This is a genomic window from Anaerococcus sp. Marseille-Q5996, assembly GCF_946893725.1.
Taxonomy (GTDB): domain Bacteria; phylum Bacillota; class Clostridia; order Tissierellales; family Peptoniphilaceae; genus Anaerococcus; species Anaerococcus martiniensis.
Genome location: NZ_CAMPPE010000002.1, coordinates 285,993 through 303,990 on the forward strand (window position 1 = coordinate 285,993; position 17,998 = coordinate 303,990).

A 17,998-nucleotide genomic window follows, 5' to 3' on the forward strand; every position below is an offset into this window, starting at 1 on the left:
ATTATGCATTCATTTGTGATGCTACTTCTGATGCGAAATCTTCTTCTTTTTTCTCAATTCCTTCACCAACTTCGAATCTAGCAAATCTTCTGATTTTGATGTTTTCTCCAACTTTGCTAGCTGTTTCTCTTAATAATTCTTCTACTGTTTGGTCAGGGTTTTTGATGTAAGCTTGGTCTAATAGGCAAACTTCTGAAAGATATTTTTTAAGTCTACCTTCAACTTTTTTCTCAGCTATCATTTTTTTCTTATCTTCTGGCATGTCTGCTGAAGCTTCATTGATTGCTTGATTTACTAAGATTTCTCTTTGTTCAGCAATATCATCCTCGTTTGCATCTTCTTCAGAAATATATAAAGGATTTGCTGCAGCTATGTGCATAGCAAGGTCTCTAGCAAAGTCTTTTACTGAATCAGTATTTGCAGAAAAGTCTGTTTCTGTATTGATTTCTACAATAACACCAATTTTGTTGTTGTGAATGTATGAACCAATAACACCTTCAGCTGCAACACGGCCTGCTTTTTTATCTAATGTAGCTTGTCCTTTTTCTTTTAAAAGTTTTACAGCTGCATCGAGGTTGCCATTAGATTCTTCTAAGGCTTTTTTGCAGTCCATCATTCCAGCGCCTGTCATTTCTCTTAATTCTTTTACTAAACTTGCACTTACTGCCATCTTATATCTCCTTAATTTTCTTCTGTTTCTTCATGAGCAGCTGTTTCGATTTCTTCTGCTGCTTTTTCTAATTCATCATTTGATAGAGGAGCTTCTTCTTTTTCCTCAACTTCTTCATTATTTTCTACTGAAGTTTCTTCTTCATCATCTTCAGCTATGAAATCTTCTTCAGATGGATCAAATTCGCTTCCTTGATTTGCTTCAACAACTGCATCAGCCATTACTGATGTTATAAGCTTAACAGCACGAATAGCATCGTCATTTCCTGGGATAGCTAAGTCAACTTCATCTGGGTCACAGTTTGTATCAACGATTGCTACAACTGGAATTCCTAATATATGAGCTTCGTGAATTGCAATTGACTCTTCACCTGGGTCTACAACGAATAGTACATCAGGAAGTTTTTCCATATCTTTAATACCGCCAAGGTTTTTTTCTAATTTGTCCATTTCCTTTTGGTATTGTAGTACTTCTTTTTTTGGTAGAAGATCAAATGTACCGTCTTCTTCCATTTGTTCATATCTTTTTAATTTTTCGATACTTTTTCTAATTGTATCAAAGTTTGTTAGCATACCACCTAACCATCTATTAGATACGTAGTATTGGCCAGATCTTTTTGCTTCATGTTCGATAGCATCTTGAGCTTGTTTTTTAGTTCCTACAAATAAAACATCTCCGCCATCTGCAACAATGTCTCTAATCATCACATAAGCATCTTCGATTTGAGTTGCTGTTTTTTGTAAATCGATGATATAGATACCATTTCTTTCTGTGAAGATGTATTTAGCCATTTTAGGGTTCCATCTTCTTGTTTGGTGTCCAAAGTGTACACCAGCTTCTAGTAATTTTTTCATTGAAACTACTGTCATATATATTCCTCCGTTTTCTTCTTCCACCCTCTTCTTTTGGACATTTAACCACAATTGGCAACGAAATATCCATCCGAGTGTGTGTATATTTTTGTAGTACTGTAATATTTTACTATAGATTTATCAAAATATCAATACTAAAACATGGCTTCTACAAAAGATTCTGAGCCGAATTTTTCTAAATTATCAATTCCTTCTCCAAGTCCAATATATTTTACTGGAACATTAAGTTCTACTTGTAGAGGGAAAATAATTCCTCCCTTGGCTGTTCCATCAAGTTTTGTAAGTATTAAGCCTGAAATATTAGTCACATTTTTAAATTCTCTTAATTGATTAACTGCATTCTGTCCTGTTGTTGCATCTAATACTAGGATATTTTCACGAGTTGCACTGCCAGCATGGCTATCTATAGTTTTATTTATTTTTTCAAGCTCTTTCATTAAGTTTTTCTTATTGTGTAGACGTCCAGCAGTATCGCATATTAAAACATCTATGTTTTTACTCTTTGCTGACTTTATAGCATCAAAAATTACCGCAGATGGATCAGCCCCCTCACTATGGGAAATCATTTCAACATTTGATTTATCCGCCCACTCTCCAAGTTGTTCAATAGCTGCTGCCCTAAAAGTATCCGCTGCTGCCAACATAACAGATTTTCCATCATTTTGTAAACTATGGGCAAGTTTACCTATTGTTGTAGTTTTTCCAACCCCATTAACTCCTATTACTAATATAATAGCCAATTCATTTTCCACTATATTAAGATTATTATTCAAATTATTCTCATCTAATTTATTAACCATAATATCTTTTAGAACTGGATATATTTGATCAGAATCTTTTATGCTTTTTCTTTTGATTTCATCACGCAAACTATCAACGATATCTAAGGTAGAATCCATACCTATATCTGCAGAAATCAAAATCTCTTCAAGTTCTTCATACAAATCATCATCAATTTTTACATTTGCTGTAAATAGATTTTTAATTTGTGAAGAAAATTGGTCTCTAGTTTTAATAAGACCTTCTTTTATCCTATCAAAGAAGCCAAGTTTTTCTTCTTCAGGGTTTTCAGTATATTCATTGTCAACATAAACATCTGCGTTATCATTTTGATTATATGATAAATCTTTAGAATAATCATCCTTTTCATAAGAATATTCTAAATTTTCATCATATTCTGAATCAAGATTATCAAAGTAAATAGGTTGATCAGATATCGGCCTATCTTCAAAGCTAACTTCTTCTGTGTTTTCTTCTTCACTATAATTATTATCTTCAGCAAAATTACTAGATTGTGGTTCAAATACTAATTTCTCATCTTTATTATCATCTTTCGAAATTTCATCATTAGTTATTTCATAGCTATCATCTTCATATAAGTTATTACTATTATCATTAGATTCTTCAATATTCTCATCTAATAAATCGTCTTTAACTTCATCATCTTTTTTCTTTCTTTTAAAAAAATCAAACATCATTTCTCCTTAGTTTATATTAGTAGGATTTAGAGCTGGGATAAAACTTGTTTGTTTGTACTTATTTATAAATTCATTACGCAATTTATTTATAGTATCTCTTACAAAATCTAAATCATCATCCTCTGCTTTTATAATAATATTATACCTATGTTTGTTGTTTATTCTTGATATTTTACAAGGATTAGGCCCTATAATTTCGACTTTATCTAAATTATTTAAATTATTTCTTAGTGCAGTTGTAAACTCTCTTGAAATATCAATTGTTTTTATCCTGTCTGTATCAATTATTTTTATACTAATAATATTTTTGTATGGCGGATATGAAAATGCACTTCTTTCTATCAATTCATTTTTATAATAGTTAGGATAATCATTGTTTTTGACTGCTTGGATAACAAAATTATCTGGTCTATATGTTTGTATAATTACTTTTCCCTTTTTCTTATCCCTACCACTCCTACCAGATACTTGAGTTAAAAGTTCAAATGTATTTTCTTGGGCCCTAAAATCTCCTACATTTAGACTTAAATCAGCAGAAATAATTCCAACAAGTGTGACATTTTTAAAATCTAAACCCTTTGCAATCATTTGGGTACCCAACAAAATATCAATATCGTTATTTTTCATTCCTAAATACATTTTATGATAGCTAGATTTATTTGTTGCCTTCATACTATCCATGCGCATTATATTTGCATCAGGAAATAAATATCTTACTTCTTCCTCAAGTTTTTCTGTTCCAGCTCCAAATTCTTTTATTTTTTTCGAATGGCAATTAGGGCATACCTTTGGTTGATTTTGAGTCCTCCCACAATAATGGCAAATCAATTTGTCAATGTTTTTATGGTAGGTCATTGCTACATCACATGCCTCGCATTTTATAACATAACCGCAAGTCCTACAAAAAGTATAAGAATTGTGACCAATCTTGTTTAAAAATAATATAGTTTGTTCCTTTTTTCCTATATTATTTCTTATTTCTTCTTGCAATCTATAACTGATTATTGAATAGTTGGAGTTTTTTAATTCTTCTTTCAGGTCAACAATTTCAATATCCGGTAAATTATTATTTATTCTTTTTGTTAAGTGAATTAGCTCATATTCATCATTTTGAGTTTTACTCATGGTGTTTATCGATGGAGTAGCTGATGCTAAAATTAGGTTACAATTATTGTAATTGGCTCTAAATTTTGCAATTTCATTTGTATGGTATTTAGGATCTTGAGATGAAATATAGGAATTATCATGCTCTTCATCAATAATAATTATTCCTAAATTTTTAAATGGTGCAAATATTGCAGAACGAGCTCCGATTGCAATTTTTACTTCTCCATTATTTATCATTCTCCATTGGTCAAATCTTTCACTTGGTGTAAGCCTTGAATGAATTATCGCAATTTTTTCATCAAATCTTCCTTTAAATCTCTCAATGGTTTGAGGAGTTAATGAAATTTCAGGTACAAGTATAATTGCTTCTTTACCTTGATTTATAACCTCTTCTACCATTTGTAAAAAAATTTCAGTCTTTCCTGATCCTGTAACACCAAATAGTAAAAAATGACCAGCAGGATTTGATTTTATTTTTTCAAAAGCTGATAGCTGCTCATCATTCAGGCTTAGCTTATTATATTTATTATAATTGTTGGTAATTTCTTTTTTGGATTCGCGTTTTATAACTCCTACTATTCCTTTTTTTACCAAAGCATTTAAGCTAGATTTCGCTGCTTGTGTTTCCTTTAAAACTTGAAGTAACTTAGTTTCACCATGTTTTTTTAGATAATCAATTATCGCCATTTGCTTAATTGCATTGGTATTTAAGAAAATATTTTTGCCAGTTAAAAAAACAAATTCATCATATCGAATATTTTGAGTATTTTTTATATCGTATGAAATGCCAATTTTGCCTTCATCAACTAGATTAAATATTTCTTCATTAATTTCACCAAATCTATTAGTTATCTCCTCCATGGTCTTACTATTGCTTAAGAAATTCAAAATTTCTGAATCTTCTTTAGATTTTGAATAGAAAAAGGTTTTTATATTTTTAATATTAGTAGGCGGCATAACTTGTTTTAAAGATGCTTGGATTGGAGACATATAAGTTTTGCTCATAAAAAAAGCTAAATCCATAAGTTCATCTGAAATTAGCCTCTTATTATCAATGATTTCCAAAATATCTTTTATTTCATAATCTACATCAATTTTATCAATCATCTCATAAACAAAAGCAACGCTATTCTTATTTCCCCTACCAAAAGGAACTACAACTCTCATTGCTATGTCTATTTTGTTATTAAATTTTTCTGGTATGTGATAGGTAAAGCTACTATTTAAAAATCTACTTTTGCTATCAATTATTACTTTTGCGTAAATAATATCACCTAATTAAATCTAAAATATGGTTTGCAAGTTCTGTCTTAGTCATTTTCTCTAAATCTTTAACTTCGTTATGTGAGATTATACTTGCAATGTTTGTGTCAGTGTTAAAACCAGCTCCCGCTTTGGTTAGGTCGTTTGCTATAATATAGTCAGCATTCTTTTTCTTTAACTTTTTATTTGCATTTGCTATTAAATCATCTGTTTCAGCTGCAAAACCAATTACAGTTTGATTTGTCTTTTTATTGCCAAAATATTTTAAAATATCAATGTTTTCAATAAAATCCATTTGTAAGTTTTGACCAGATTTTTTAATTTTTTTATCGCTAACAACACTAGATTTATAATCTACTGGAGCAGCTGCCATTATAAGTGCATCCGCATCGTCGAAATTTTCTTCAATAGCATTTTTCATATCTTCATTAGTTCTAACTTCAATACGGTTGATTCCTTTTATTTTAAAAGGATCTACTGGTCCTGAAACTAAAACAACTTCTGCACCGCGTTTTTTAGCTTCATTTGCAATATTGTATCCCATTTTTCCACTTGAGTGGTTTGTGATATACCTTACAAAATCAATTGGTTCTATAGTAGGTCCCGCTGATACGATGATTTTTTTGCCTGCTAAGTCTTTTTCCGTAAAGTAATCTTCAAGGAATTGCACAATATTTTCAGGTTCTTCCATCCTACCGTCACCTATTGTATTACAAGCTAAGACTCCTGACTCTGGAGCTATAACCTTAACTCCGTATGATTTTAAGGTTTCAATATTTTTTTGAGTTGCTGGATTTAATAGCATTTGTGTATTCATTGATGGTGCGATGATTACATCTTTTTCACATGCTAAGTATGAAGCTGTAAGAAAATTATCTGAGATTCCATTTGCCATTTTACCAATTGTACTTGCAGTAGCTGGAGCAATTAACATTACATCAGACCACTTTGGTAAATCTATGTGGTGTACATTTTCATGATGACCTTCCCACATATCCGTATAAACCTTGCATCTACCCATAGTCTCAAATGAAAGTGGTGATATAAATTCGGTAGCTGCCGGAGTCATAATTATGCTTAAATTAGCATTCTTTTTTTTTAGTCTAGAACATAATTCCAAAACTTTGTAACTTGCAATACCGCCAGTTACCCCTAGCAAAATATTTTTATTTTCTATCATTTTTTTGTTACTTTGCCCTCAATAACTTCATTTAAAGCTTGAGTTACAGGTTTTGCTTCAATATGGCTGGTTAATGGAGCAGATCCGCTTACTATTCTTCTAGCTCTTTTTGATACCATCATACAAATATCATATCTACTTGGACTAATTTCTGATAATTTTTTAAAAGATGGATTATTCATCTAAAATCTCCTTTATGTCAAAATCTTCTTCTCTAAATACTTTATGTTTTTCTGCATTTATTATCTCATTTACAGAATTTATTGCTGAATTTATATGGTCATTAATAACTAAATAGTCGTAATATCTTATATATTCTAGCTCCTTACGAGCATTTTTCATTCTAAGATTAATGTCATTTTCTGTCTCTGTTCCACGTCCAACAATGCGATTTTTAAGCTCTGATAAACTTGGGGGCGCTAAAAATATGAAGACAGCATTGTCAGTATTTTGCTTAACATTTACCGCACCTTGAACATCTATTTCTAAAACTACTATTTTTCCTTCATTGATTTTCTTATCAATAAAATCTTTCGGTGTACCATAATAATTATTATGTACATGGGCATATTCCAAAAACTTGCCATCATCAATCATTTGTTTGAATTCTTCATGAGTTTTATAAAAATAAGAAACCCCTTCTATTTCCCCATCTCTTTTGCCACGAGTGGTTGCAGAAACAGAATATACGAGGTTTTTTTGTGTATTCATAAGATCATGAAGGACAGTACCCTTACCAACTCCCGATGGACCAGATATGACTAATAAAAAACCTTTCTTCATTACGCCTCCTTATTATAAATATTTTACTTTTTAGACCCCTTATTACAAGTGATAAAAAAAGTATAATAATCATGAGGTGAATAATTATGACATATGATGGAATAGTAACAAGAAAAATTGTAAACGAACTAAATAAAAAACTTTTAGGGGGGAAAATTCAAAAAATCACCCAACCTTCTAAAAATGATATAGTTTTTAATGTTTACTCAATGGGAACTAGCTACAAATTGCTTCTAAGTGCAAATAATAATGAAGCTAGGATAAACTTAACAAATAAAAAATTTGAAAATCCGGATGTACCACCAAACTTCACCATGGTTTTAAGAAAGCATATTAATCAAGGAAAAATAATTGATATTTCACAAAAGGGATTAGATAGGGTTGTTATTTTTTCTATAAGTTCTATTGATGAAATGGGTTTTGATACTAGCAAAAAACTTATAGTAGAAATCATGGGAAAATACTCAAATATAATTCTAACAGATGAAAATTATAAAATCATTGATTCTATAAAAAGAGTAAGTGAGACTATGTCATCTGTAAGACAGTTATTGCCTGGCCTAACTTATGAATTTGTAGAAGATGACAAATTTGATATTACAAATCCAAACTTTTCCTATGATATAAAAAAACTAAATCAAAAACTACCCGATAATGCAAAACCAGATAAAATTTTTCATAAAACATATACTGGTTTTTCTCCAGTCGTGGGAAAAGAGATTGCATATAGAGCAGGTATTGACCCTAGAATTACTTGGGGTTTAGTCAGTGAAGCTGAAAAAGAAAAATTGAATGATATTTTACTTCAAATACGCAATGATATTTTAAATCAAAATCTAGAAGCATATTCTTATAAAAGTGATAAAAAAATAAAAGAGTTTCATACCTTAGAATTAAGTCATTTAGATTATGAAAGTATAAAATATAGACTAATGAGCGATGCCATTGATGAGTTTTTTGATATAAATAAAACCCATGATAGACTAAATCAAATAAAGACTGACTATATCAAAAAAATAAATTCTAATATAAAAACTACTCAAAAGAAAATAAATATTTTAAATGATAATATATTAAATGAATCAAAGATAGAGGGTTTACGAAAGAATGGAGATTTATTATCTGCAAATGTTCATAGGATAAACAAGGGGGATAAAGAAATTATTCTAAATGATTTTTATGATGAGAATAAAGAATTAAAAATAGATTTAGATCCTTTAAAAACACCATGGGAAAATGCAGAGAGCTTTTATAATAGAGCTAAGAAGATAAAAAACTCTGTTGACTATGCAAAAAAAGACTTGCCAAAACAAATAGAATACTTAGACTATTTAAATCAGCTTATTGACTTTATAAATAGGTCAAATAGTATAGATGATTTAAATGATATACGTGATGAAATGGTCGAAAATCATATTATTAAAAAAAGCTCCAAACATAAGGTTAGAAATAAAAAATCTAAACCATATCATTTTGTTACAGTCAATAATGCAGATATCTATGTAGGTAAAAATAGTAAGCAAAATGATTATATAACATTGAAGTTAGCCAATAAAGATGATTTGTGGTTCCATGTTAAAGATGTACCAGGAAGTCATGTGATTTTAAGATCTGAAAACTTAAATGAAGATGACATTTTAATTGCAGCATACCTTGCAGCTATGAATTCATCTATCAGTAGCGAAGAAAAAATCGATGTAGATTATACTGAGAAGAAAAATGTTAACAAAGCTAAGGGAGCAAAACCAGGTATGGTTTATTATGAAAATTTTAATACCATTACCATTAACACGAATGAAGATTTAAGCAAAAAATATAATGAAATTTAAAAAACCGGTCCTTTATTTCAAGTTCCGGTTTTGTTTTATTTAATAATTATTTATTAACTGCTTCTTTTAAAGTTTTACCAGCTTTAAATACTGGAGCTTTAGATGCTGGAATTTTGATTACTTCATCAGGTTTTCTTGGGTTTCTACCTTCACGAGCTTTTCTATCTCTAGTTTCAAATGTTCCAAATCCAACTAATTGAACTTTTTCACCTTCTGTTAGTGCTTCAGTAATTGTTTCTATCATAGCGTTTAGTGCTTTTTCAGATTCGCTTTTTTTAAGACCACTTTTTTCTGAAATGCTTACTAATAATTCTGATTTATTCATATTTCCTCCTATAAATCAATAAATAATTCTGTTTAACTCTAATTTTGATTATACAAAATTATTTATGATATTTCAAGCTTTTATTAGGCAAAAAGCCTAATTTTAGACTTTTTCGTTAATTTGTTAAGATATTCCTCATATTTTTCTCTTAAATATAAATCTTTGACATTTATTAATAATTCATTCTCGTTTTCATTATATGAATTAACCATCAAAATCATATATTTACCATCATATTCGAAAATCTCACTTACCTTATCTTTTTCTGATATTTCGGATTTTTCTAATATCGGATCATCCTTATAGACAAATTCTGAATTTATTACTTCGTAGTTCTTGATAGGGTTATCTAAATAAGATTTAAATTCTGCTGGGGAATTTATCTTATCAAATGCTTTCTCAGCTTCATTTTTATCATCAAACGCAAGTACATTGTATTTGTATTGCTTATGATACTTTTCATTTGCCTTATAAAATTCAAGAATTTCACTATCCTTAATACCACTATGACCCAGAAAATAATTATAATGTTGTTTTCTTATCGAGTCATTGTAAATAACTTGATTAAATTTATTTTCATCAAGTCCTATGGCCTTAATATTTGCCTTTAGAGAATCTTGACTACCTAATTGGTCTTCAAGATTATTTCTTATGGATGTCGCAGTATTATCATCTAATTTTACACCATTAGCTTTTAAATCATTTTTCATAACTTGATCTTTAATCATAGAATCAATTAATTCTTTTTCAAGAACATCATTATTTGTTTTATTTCTTTCTACTTCGTGGTCTAAGTATTCTTCCCCGTATTTTTTTGTATAATACTTTTGGTAAAAGTCTAGTTCTTTTAAATACTCATCGTTAGATATTCTTTCACCATCAACAATTGCTAAGGCATCTTTATTTTCAGCTGCATTGCCACAAGCTGTTAAATTTATTATTAAAACTGCTGTTAAAACAGCCTTAATTATTTTTCTTTTCATCTGAATTTTTATTTTCTTCTTCTACTGTTTCTTCTTTTTTATTTTCATCTTTAGATTCTCCAGATTCATTATTTTCTTTAGCTTCTTCAGCTGCTTGAGTTTCTTTTGTTACAATGTCTGCATTTTCAAACAGTTCATTTTTGTATTCTTCATATTTTTGGTCTTCAAGAGTTTTTCTTAAAACTTGTTTGTCTTCATCAGTTAAAGATTCATTTATTTTATTTAATTTGATGATATGCCAACCAAATTGAGTTTCTACTGGATCACTGATTTCTCCCTCTTTCATAGAGAAAGCTTTTTCTGAAAATTGTGGAACCATGTCAGCTTTTTTGAACTCACCTAATGCTCCGCCTTTATCAGCATTTCCTGTATCTTTAGAATATTCTTTTGCAAGTTCTGCAAAATCTGCTCCATTATCTAATTTTTCTTTTACTTCTTTTGCTGTTTCTTCATCTTCCACTAGGATATGGTCTGCATCTACTTTTTTAAACTGGTCTTTGTTTTCTTCGTAAGATTTTTCTACGTCTTCATCAGATACTGGGTTATTTTTTAAGAACCATTCTTGATGTTTTGTATATAGAATATCTTTTTTGATTACTTCTTTAAACTGTTCTGCTGTTAGGTTGTAATCTTCAAGCATTTCATCAAATGCACCCTTACCATTTTGTTTTTCGATGTTATCAACTGTTTGCATAAATTGGTCAGATACTTCTTTATCAGACACTTTTATATTGTTTTTTGCTGCATCATCAAAAACTAATTTATCCTTAATCATCATTCCAACAACTTGGTTTTTAGCACCTTGGCTGCTAGCTAGATATGAAGCATAAAAAGCCATTTCATCTTTATATTGGTCTTTAGATAAAGTTTCTCCATTTACTAAGGCAACTGCATTATCTGGAAGTTTTTCAGTTGTATTCTCGTCTTTTTTTGCATCATCGGTTTTTGATTCAGCTGTTTCTGTTTTATTTGTATTTGTGTCATTATTTGCTGCTTGATTATCACATGCTGCTAGAAACATTGAACTAGCTAGCATTATTGCTAAAATTTTATTTGTCTTTTTCATTTCTACTCCTTATATTACTTATAATCTCTAGTAAATCATAAGTATCTATTAATTTTGTATTTGTTGCTGGGATTCTGAATGATGGATTATTTGATAAATCTAACTTCATTTCTCCATTATAAGATTCACTTATTTCTTTTAACTCATTTAATGTGAATTCATCTCGATTAGTAAATCTTAAATTGATATAAGCATTTTGCTCACGAATTTCCTTAAATCCTAAGTCTTCTGCTAATGATTTTATTAAAGATACATACATTATATTATCCACCATTACAGGTAAATCGCCATATATGTCAATCAAATCTTCTACTAGTATATTGTAATCTTCGATATTTTCAATATTTGCAATTCTAGTATATATTTCAATTTTTTGAGACTGGTCTGAAATATAACTACTTGGGATATAGGCATTCACTTTTATATCTATAAAAACATCGGATTTTTTCTTAACTTCAACTTCTTTACCTGACGCTTTTTCGACTGCTTCTTGCAGGTATTTTACGTACAAATCATAACCTACTGCTTCAACATGACCACTTTGACTTTCACCTAAGAGATTACCTGCCCCTCTAAGTTCCAAATCTTTCATAGCTATTTTATATCCACTACCAAAATCGGAGAAGTCTCTTATGGATTTTAATCTTTTTTCGCTTATTTCTGATAAAACCTTCCCGCGTCTATAAGTAAAGTATGCATAAGAGGATCTATTTCCCCTACCAATTCTACCTTTTAACTGATAAAGTTGAGATAGACCCATCATATCAGCATCATAGATGATTATTGTATTTACATTTGGTATATCCATTCCTGTTTCTATGATTGTAGTTGATAAAAGTATATCAATCTCCCCACTTATAAAATCGTTCATTATTGTTTCAATTTGTTTTGGGGTAAGTTTTCCATGTATTATTTCAAGGCTTGCATCTGGTATCAATTCTTTTATATGATTATAAAGTAAATCTATATTATGAACACGATTATAAACAAAATATACTTGCCCATTTCTAGCAAGCTCTCGATCCATAGCTGCCTTGATAATATTATCATCAAATTCTAGAACGTATGTATTAACTGGCAATCTCTCTTCAGGTGGTTCATCTAGCGTCGATAAGTCTCTTATACCAGCTAAAGACATTTGTAAAGTTCTTGGAATTGGAGTTGCTGAAAGAGTTAGAACATCAAGACTAGTTTTCAGTTGTTTTAATTTTTCCTTATGTTTAACTCCAAATCTCTGTTCTTCATCTATTATTAAAAGTCCAAGATTTTTAAACTTAATATCACTTGATAAAACCCTATGAGTTCCAATTACTATATCAACTTTGCCAGTTTTTAGATCTTTAATTGTTTGATCTTGTTCTTTTTTTGAATTAAAGCGTGATAAAAGTCTAGCTTCTATTGGGAAATCTTTAAATCTTTCTTTCATAGTTTCATAGTGCTGGCTTGCTAGTATAGTAGTTGGCACCAAAAATGCCACTTGGTATCCATCAACTATTGCCTTAAATGCAGCCCTAAGTGCTACTTCAGTCTTACCATAACCGACATCACCAGTTAAAAGACGATCCATAGGCTTATCTTTTTCCATATCTTCTTTTATCTCGGATATACTTCTTAACTGACTATAGGTTTCTTCGTATGGAAAGGATTCTTCAAATTCCTTTTGCCAGGTTGTATCTGCTGAAAAGGCATGGCCTACTTCCTTGCTTCTTTGTGAATATAATTTTACTAAATCATCGGCAATTTCATCTACAGCTTTTTTGGCACGAGCCTTAGCCTTAGACCATGTAGGAGATCCTAATGTAGAAAGTCTAGGCTTTTCACCCTTGTTACCTATATATTTGCTAACCAGGTTCATCTGATCTATAGGTACATAAACTTTATCATTTCCCTTATAATTTATAACTATAAAGTCTTTTTGAATGTTATTTACTTCTATTTGTTCAAGGCCATTATAAACACCTATACCATTATTTTCATGGACAACATAATCCCCAATATCCAAATCAGAATAATTTATAATGTCTGTTGAAGACATTTTATTTTTTATCTTTTTTTTAACTTTCCTTTTACTTGTACCGTAAATTTCTTTTTCAGTGAAAAGGTAAAAATTTAATTCTGGTAGATAATATCCTTCATTTGCAGAATCATTTGTGACTGTAATTCTAGACGTATCCTCATCAGAAATATCTAAAATATCATTTTCACGTAAGGCATTTAAAAGGTTATTTTTATTATCCTCACTTCCTGTAAAAATTAATGTTTTAGCTTCCTGTTTTTGATTTTTTAAGGCATCAGCAAATGAACTAATTTTTCTATTAAAATGTTCTGCCTCTATAGTTTTTAATTCTAATAATAGTTTTGGATTAAAAAGTTTTGACCTTTTTAAAATTGATGTGAGGTTTATAATTGGATGATTTTCAATTTTCTTATAAATATCATCAGCATTTACTAATAGTTTATTAAAGTTATTAAATACCTCTCCCCTATCTCTTTGAATAGTCACGTCTTCTAAAAAGTTTTTTTCAAAATCTTTTTGATTATCATATATCCTAGATACATCATCAACTATAATAATTGTATCTTTGGATAAATAGTCTAAATAACTTTCATAATTTTCATCTCTATAAGGATTTATTAAATCCCAATTAGCTACATACATGGTATCTTTTATGTAGGATTTTATTTGCTTATACTTATCAACCAACTTCTGATCATTTGAGTCTTTTATATTATTTTCTAATATTGAAACATCTTCTTCTATATTCTTTAATAAATGTTCAAAATCAGATTCATCATATATAAGCTCATTTAAAGGTGAGATGGTAACTTCATCTATTTTATCAATTGTTCGTTGACTTTTTTGATCAAATATCCTTATGGAATCAATCTCATCATCAAAGAGTTCTAGCCTTACTGGGTGCGCATAATCTATAGGCCAGAAATCAATAATAGACCCACGCTTAGCATATTCTCCTTTATTTTCAACAAGGCTTGTAGGATTGTAATTTAAATTTACAAGTGATTTTATAAATTTATCTATATCTACAAAATCCTCACCACTTATCTTAACAAAACTATTGTTAAATTTAGTTAAAGGTGTTAATTTATTTAAAATAGCATCCATAGTTGTAACAGTTATTAGTCGTTCATTTTTGGCTTGACTAATTAAGTTTTCCATTCTGGATGTATTTGTATCTTCATCTACAGTTTTAATATTGTAAAAATTTATTTCTCTAGATGGATAATAGCTTGCTATATCAAATAAATTATTTATATTTCTTTGGATGTCTTTAGCTTTTTTCTCATTTTCAGTTATTACAAGTATATTTTTATCTAAAGTATCAAAAAGGGATAAAATTAAATGTGATTTTATCCCTTCTGTAAGTCCATACAAATATATTGGAGAATCTTTTAAATAATTTTCTCTAATTTTATTTAATTGTTCTGTGTTTTCTAATAATTTTATTATCTGATTCATTTATTATTTTTCCAATAAGTCTATTGAATTATACTTATTCATAGCCTTATCAATATTAGTTTCTAGCATCATTTCTATAGCATCTGCAGCCATAATAATTTCTTCTCTTACTATATCTAAATCCTCTCCATGAAAACCACTTAAAACAAAGCTTGCTAAGTCCATGTATTCTGGTTTTTGGCCTACTGATATTTTAATTCTAGGAAATTTATCAGTTTGTGTTTGATAAATTATGGACTTCATACCATTATGGGTTCCAGCAGATCCTTTTTTCTTAATACGAATTTTTCCAAAATCAATATCTATATCATCCTGGATTACAATAAGTTCATCATCGTTAAACTTATAGAAGTTTTTAAAGTCTCTTACAGATTCACCAGAATTATTCATATATGTTTGAGGTTTTATGAGCATAACTTTTTGGCCAGAGATTTCTCCCTGACCATAAAGAGCCTTATGTTTTAATTTTTTTACTGGAATGTTATGCTTTTCAGATAGATAATCTATAGTTAAAAAACCAACATTATGTCTAGTATTTTCGTATTGTAAGCCAGGATTTCCAAGTCCTACTATAAAATACATCTAATTCACATCCTCAAACAGTCCACTGATTGATTCGTAAGTGTTAATTCTATGGATTGCTTCTGCTAATAGTGGTCCTATTTCTAATTGAGTAATTTTATCAATTTTTTTATCTTCTGGAAGCTCGATTGTGTTTGTAATTACAATTTCTTTTACTTTTGAATTTTCAAGTCTATCAACAGCCGGTCCAGATAAAACTCCATGTGTTGCTGCTATATATACATCCTTAGCTCCATTTTCAATTAGATAATTAGCTGCATTTGTGATTGTTCCAGCAGTATCTACCATATCGTCTACTAATATTGCAGATTTTCCTTTGAAATCACCTATAACGCTCATTACTTCAGATACATTTGGCATTGGTCTTCTTTTTTCGATGATGGCAATTGGTAATTTTAGATAATCAGAGAATTCACGAGCACGTCTTACACCACCTAAATCAGGACTTACAACAACAAACTCATCAGCTTTATCATAAGCCATATCTTGGAAATATTCAGATAAAAGTCTGATTGCTGTAAAGTGGTCTACTGGAATATCAAAATATCCTTGAATCTGCCCAGCGTGAAGATCCATAGTAATAACTCTATCCGCACCTGCTTCTGTAATTAGATTTGCTACTAGTTTTGCAGTAATAGGTTCACGTCCACGAGTCTTTCTATCTTGACGAGCATATCCATAGTAAGGAACAATTGCATTTATATATCCTGCAGAAGCACGTCTACAAGCATCAATCATAATTAAAAGTTCCATTAAATTATCATTGGTAGGAGATGATGTAGGTTGTACTATATAAACATCTTTTCCCCTAATTGATTCATTTATTTTGATTTTAATTTCTCCATCGCTAAATTTTTCTATCTCAGCTTCACCAAGACTGGTATTTAAACTTTTAGCTATAGATTCTGCTAATTTTGTATTTGCATTGCCTGTAATTAATTTTAATTCGCCTCTTTGAATATATTGTTGCGATTTATCAGTTGTCATTTTTGCTCCTTTTCTTTCTCTAAATCTCTTTTACGTTTTTTTTCTGCATATCCTGCAATATTTTTTTGTTCAGCACGTTCTATAGACAAGTAACCGGCTTCTACATTAGATGTTATTGTAGATCCAGCTGCTATATATGCTTCTTTTTCTATCTTAACTGGGGCAACTATATTGGAATTTGAACCTATAAAAGCTTCATCTTCAACTATAGATCTATGTTTAAATTTACCATCGTAATTTACAAATATTACCCCACATCCAACATTTATTTTACTTCCTAAATCAGAATCTCCAATATAAGCTAGATGTCCAGATTTGGTTCCATCACCTAAAGTTGAATTTTTAACCTCAACAAAATTACCAATATGAACATTCTTACCTAGCTTAGCTTTTGGTCTTAGGTGAGCATAAGGTCCTACATCTGATCCTTGATCAACAAATGATTTTTCAATTACAGAATTATCAATTTTTACACCATCTCTTAAAATAGAATCTTCAATTCTTGATGATCCTTCAATAATACAATTTTCACCAATTTCTGTGTTTCCCAATATTTTAACAGGTCCAGATATTATTGTATCCATTCCAATTTTTGCTTCTGGGTCTATTACAGTCATTTCTGGATCTTCGATTGTAACTCCATTTAGCATATGATTTTCATTGACACGTCTTTGAAGAATCTTTTTTGCTTGTACTAATTCTTTTTTATTATTTATGCCATAGAATTCATCTGGATCGTTAGCAGTAAATGCCATAACTTTTTTACCATCATTATATAAAATCTCGATACAGTCTGTAAGATAGAGTTCACTTTGCTCATTATCAGTATCAAGTTTGGATATAGATTCTTTTAAGTCAGATCCTTTAAATATATATATTCCAGTATTAATTTCATTTATTATATCTTGATTAATTTTTAAATCTTTATGTTCGACGATACCAATGAATTCACCTTTGTCATCTCTAATTATTCTTCCATAGCTTGCTGGATTAACTACTTTTGTTGATAGAACAGAGGCACTATTATTACTTTTAATATGATTTGATATAAATTCTTCAAGTGAAGATTTTGTAATCAGTGGAATATCGCCATTTAAAACTAATACCTGATCATCATCTGATATTTCATATAAAGCCAAGGATGCAGCATAACCAGTTCCATATGGGTAACCTTCACCTATTTTCTGTTCTATAATCTTATCGTTTGGAAAAAGTTCTTTTAAATTTTCGATATTTTTACCAGCTATAAAAATCGTTTGTGAATTTTCGAATCTTGAAGCATCTGCTACATACTTTATTATTTCTCTATTTAGTAATTTGTGTAAGACCTTTGAGGTTCTGGATTTCATCCTTGTTCCTTCACCTGCAGCCATAATAATCGTTTTTAACATAAGT

General features: G+C 29.8%; 15 protein-coding genes. 1 reads left to right on the forward strand and 14 read right to left on the reverse strand.

Features of this window, described 5'->3' with window-relative positions; translation table 11 throughout:
* Window position 1: 1 nt before the first annotated feature.
* The 7 genes from tsf to gmk all read right to left on the reverse strand — a co-directional run bounded on the left by tsf (window position 2) and on the right by gmk (window position 7,353).
* On the reverse strand, window positions 2-670 hold the full coding sequence (gene tsf, locus OC526_RS03915) for a translation elongation factor Ts (RefSeq protein WP_262122283.1): 669 nt from the start codon (window positions 668-670) through the stop codon (window positions 2-4).
* A gap of 11 nt (window positions 671-681) precedes the next feature.
* Complete coding sequence (gene rpsB, locus OC526_RS03920; protein WP_262122284.1) at window positions 682-1,539, reverse strand: 30S ribosomal protein S2; 858 nt, start codon at window positions 1,537-1,539, stop codon at window positions 682-684.
* A gap of 137 nt (window positions 1,540-1,676) precedes the next feature.
* A complete protein-coding gene (gene ftsY, locus OC526_RS03925; protein ID WP_262122285.1) occupies window positions 1,677-3,017 on the reverse strand; it encodes a signal recognition particle-docking protein FtsY in 1,341 nt (446 codons plus the stop codon).
* A gap of 9 nt (window positions 3,018-3,026) precedes the next feature.
* Window positions 3,027-5,396: a primosomal protein N' gene (priA, locus tag OC526_RS03930; RefSeq protein ID WP_316043772.1), complete on the reverse strand. Its 2,370-nt coding sequence runs from the start codon at window positions 5,394-5,396 to the stop codon at window positions 3,027-3,029.
* A gap of 1 nt (window position 5,397) precedes the next feature.
* Complete coding sequence (gene coaBC, locus OC526_RS03935; RefSeq protein ID WP_262122286.1) at window positions 5,398-6,570, reverse strand: bifunctional phosphopantothenoylcysteine decarboxylase/phosphopantothenate--cysteine ligase CoaBC; 1,173 nt, start codon at window positions 6,568-6,570, stop codon at window positions 5,398-5,400.
* Complete coding sequence (gene rpoZ / locus OC526_RS03940) at window positions 6,567-6,752, reverse strand: DNA-directed RNA polymerase subunit omega (protein WP_262122287.1); 186 nt, start codon at window positions 6,750-6,752, stop codon at window positions 6,567-6,569. The genes coaBC and rpoZ overlap by 4 nt, the downstream gene beginning before the upstream one ends.
* Window positions 6,745-7,353, reverse strand: coding sequence for a guanylate kinase (gene gmk, locus OC526_RS03945; protein WP_262122288.1), 609 nt, complete (start codon window positions 7,351-7,353; stop codon window positions 6,745-6,747). Before gmk ends, rpoZ begins: the two co-directional genes overlap by 8 nt.
* Window positions 7,354-7,439: 86 nt before the next feature.
* Between gmk and OC526_RS03950 the strand changes: the two genes are divergently transcribed.
* The gene (locus tag OC526_RS03950; RefSeq protein ID WP_262122289.1) at window positions 7,440-9,182 is read left to right on the forward strand and encodes an NFACT family protein; all 1,743 of its coding nucleotides are present in this window, start codon (window positions 7,440-7,442) and stop codon (window positions 9,180-9,182) included.
* Window positions 9,183-9,228: 46 nt separating this feature from the next.
* On the opposite strand, the gene OC526_RS03955 is transcribed toward OC526_RS03950, so the two are convergent.
* From OC526_RS03955 to glmU, 7 genes are all read right to left on the reverse strand, one after another.
* Window positions 9,229-9,507 carry an HU family DNA-binding protein gene (locus OC526_RS03955; RefSeq protein ID WP_203126579.1) on the reverse strand — a complete coding sequence of 93 codons (279 nt, stop codon included), beginning with the start codon at window positions 9,505-9,507 and terminating at the stop codon, window positions 9,229-9,231.
* A gap of 83 nt (window positions 9,508-9,590) precedes the next feature.
* Window positions 9,591-10,490 (reverse strand): SurA N-terminal domain-containing protein, encoded by a 900-nt coding sequence (locus OC526_RS03960; protein ID WP_262122290.1) that lies wholly within the window; start codon window positions 10,488-10,490, stop codon window positions 9,591-9,593.
* Window positions 10,471-11,556, reverse strand: a complete 1,086-nt coding sequence (locus OC526_RS03965; protein WP_262122291.1) for a peptidylprolyl isomerase — start codon at window positions 11,554-11,556, stop codon at window positions 10,471-10,473. Before OC526_RS03965 ends, OC526_RS03960 begins: the two co-directional genes overlap by 20 nt.
* A complete protein-coding gene (gene mfd, locus OC526_RS03970; protein WP_262122292.1) occupies window positions 11,540-15,034 on the reverse strand; it encodes a transcription-repair coupling factor in 3,495 nt (1,164 codons plus the stop codon). Before mfd ends, OC526_RS03965 begins: the two co-directional genes overlap by 17 nt.
* A 3-nt stretch (window positions 15,035-15,037) precedes the next feature.
* Window positions 15,038-15,616 carry an aminoacyl-tRNA hydrolase gene (gene pth, locus OC526_RS03975; protein WP_262122293.1) on the reverse strand — a complete coding sequence of 193 codons (579 nt, stop codon included), beginning with the start codon at window positions 15,614-15,616 and terminating at the stop codon, window positions 15,038-15,040.
* The gene (locus OC526_RS03980) at window positions 15,617-16,603 is read right to left on the reverse strand and encodes a ribose-phosphate diphosphokinase (protein WP_262122294.1); all 987 of its coding nucleotides are present in this window, start codon (window positions 16,601-16,603) and stop codon (window positions 15,617-15,619) included.
* Complete coding sequence (gene glmU, locus OC526_RS03985; RefSeq protein ID WP_262122295.1) at window positions 16,600-17,994, reverse strand: bifunctional UDP-N-acetylglucosamine diphosphorylase/glucosamine-1-phosphate N-acetyltransferase GlmU; 1,395 nt, start codon at window positions 17,992-17,994, stop codon at window positions 16,600-16,602. Before glmU ends, OC526_RS03980 begins: the two co-directional genes overlap by 4 nt.
* Window positions 17,995-17,998 lie beyond the last annotated feature (4 nt).

Bases quoted from the DNA above. Each gene is read 5' to 3' on its own strand.
- tsf (WP_262122283.1), bottom strand. From the start codon at position 670: ATGGCAGTAAGTGCAAGTTTAGTAAAAGAATTAAGAGAAATGACAGGC.
- rpsB (WP_262122284.1), bottom strand. From the start codon at position 1,539: ATGACAGTAGTTTCAATGAAAAAATTACTAGAAGCTGGTGTACACTTT.
- ftsY (WP_262122285.1), bottom strand. From the start codon at position 3,017: ATGTTTGATTTTTTTAAAAGAAAGAAAAAAGATGATGAAGTTAAAGAC.
- coaBC (WP_262122286.1), bottom strand. From the start codon at position 6,570: ATGATAGAAAATAAAAATATTTTGCTAGGGGTAACTGGCGGTATTGCA.
- rpoZ (WP_262122287.1), bottom strand. From the start codon at position 6,752: ATGAATAATCCATCTTTTAAAAAATTATCAGAAATTAGTCCAAGTAGA.
- gmk (WP_262122288.1), bottom strand. From the start codon at position 7,353: ATGAAGAAAGGTTTTTTATTAGTCATATCTGGTCCATCGGGAGTTGGT.
- OC526_RS03950 (WP_262122289.1), top strand. From the start codon at position 7,440: ATGACATATGATGGAATAGTAACAAGAAAAATTGTAAACGAACTAAAT.
- OC526_RS03955 (WP_203126579.1), bottom strand. From the start codon at position 9,507: ATGAATAAATCAGAATTATTAGTAAGCATTTCAGAAAAAAGTGGTCTT.
- OC526_RS03960 (WP_262122290.1), bottom strand. From the start codon at position 10,490: ATGAAAAGAAAAATAATTAAGGCTGTTTTAACAGCAGTTTTAATAATA.
- OC526_RS03965 (WP_262122291.1), bottom strand. From the start codon at position 11,556: ATGAAAAAGACAAATAAAATTTTAGCAATAATGCTAGCTAGTTCAATG.
- mfd (WP_262122292.1), bottom strand. From the start codon at position 15,034: ATGAATCAGATAATAAAATTATTAGAAAACACAGAACAATTAAATAAA.
- pth (WP_262122293.1), bottom strand. From the start codon at position 15,616: ATGTATTTTATAGTAGGACTTGGAAATCCTGGCTTACAATACGAAAAT.
- OC526_RS03980 (WP_262122294.1), bottom strand. From the start codon at position 16,603: ATGACAACTGATAAATCGCAACAATATATTCAAAGAGGCGAATTAAAA.
- glmU (WP_262122295.1), bottom strand. From the start codon at position 17,994: ATGTTAAAAACGATTATTATGGCTGCAGGTGAAGGAACAAGGATGAAA.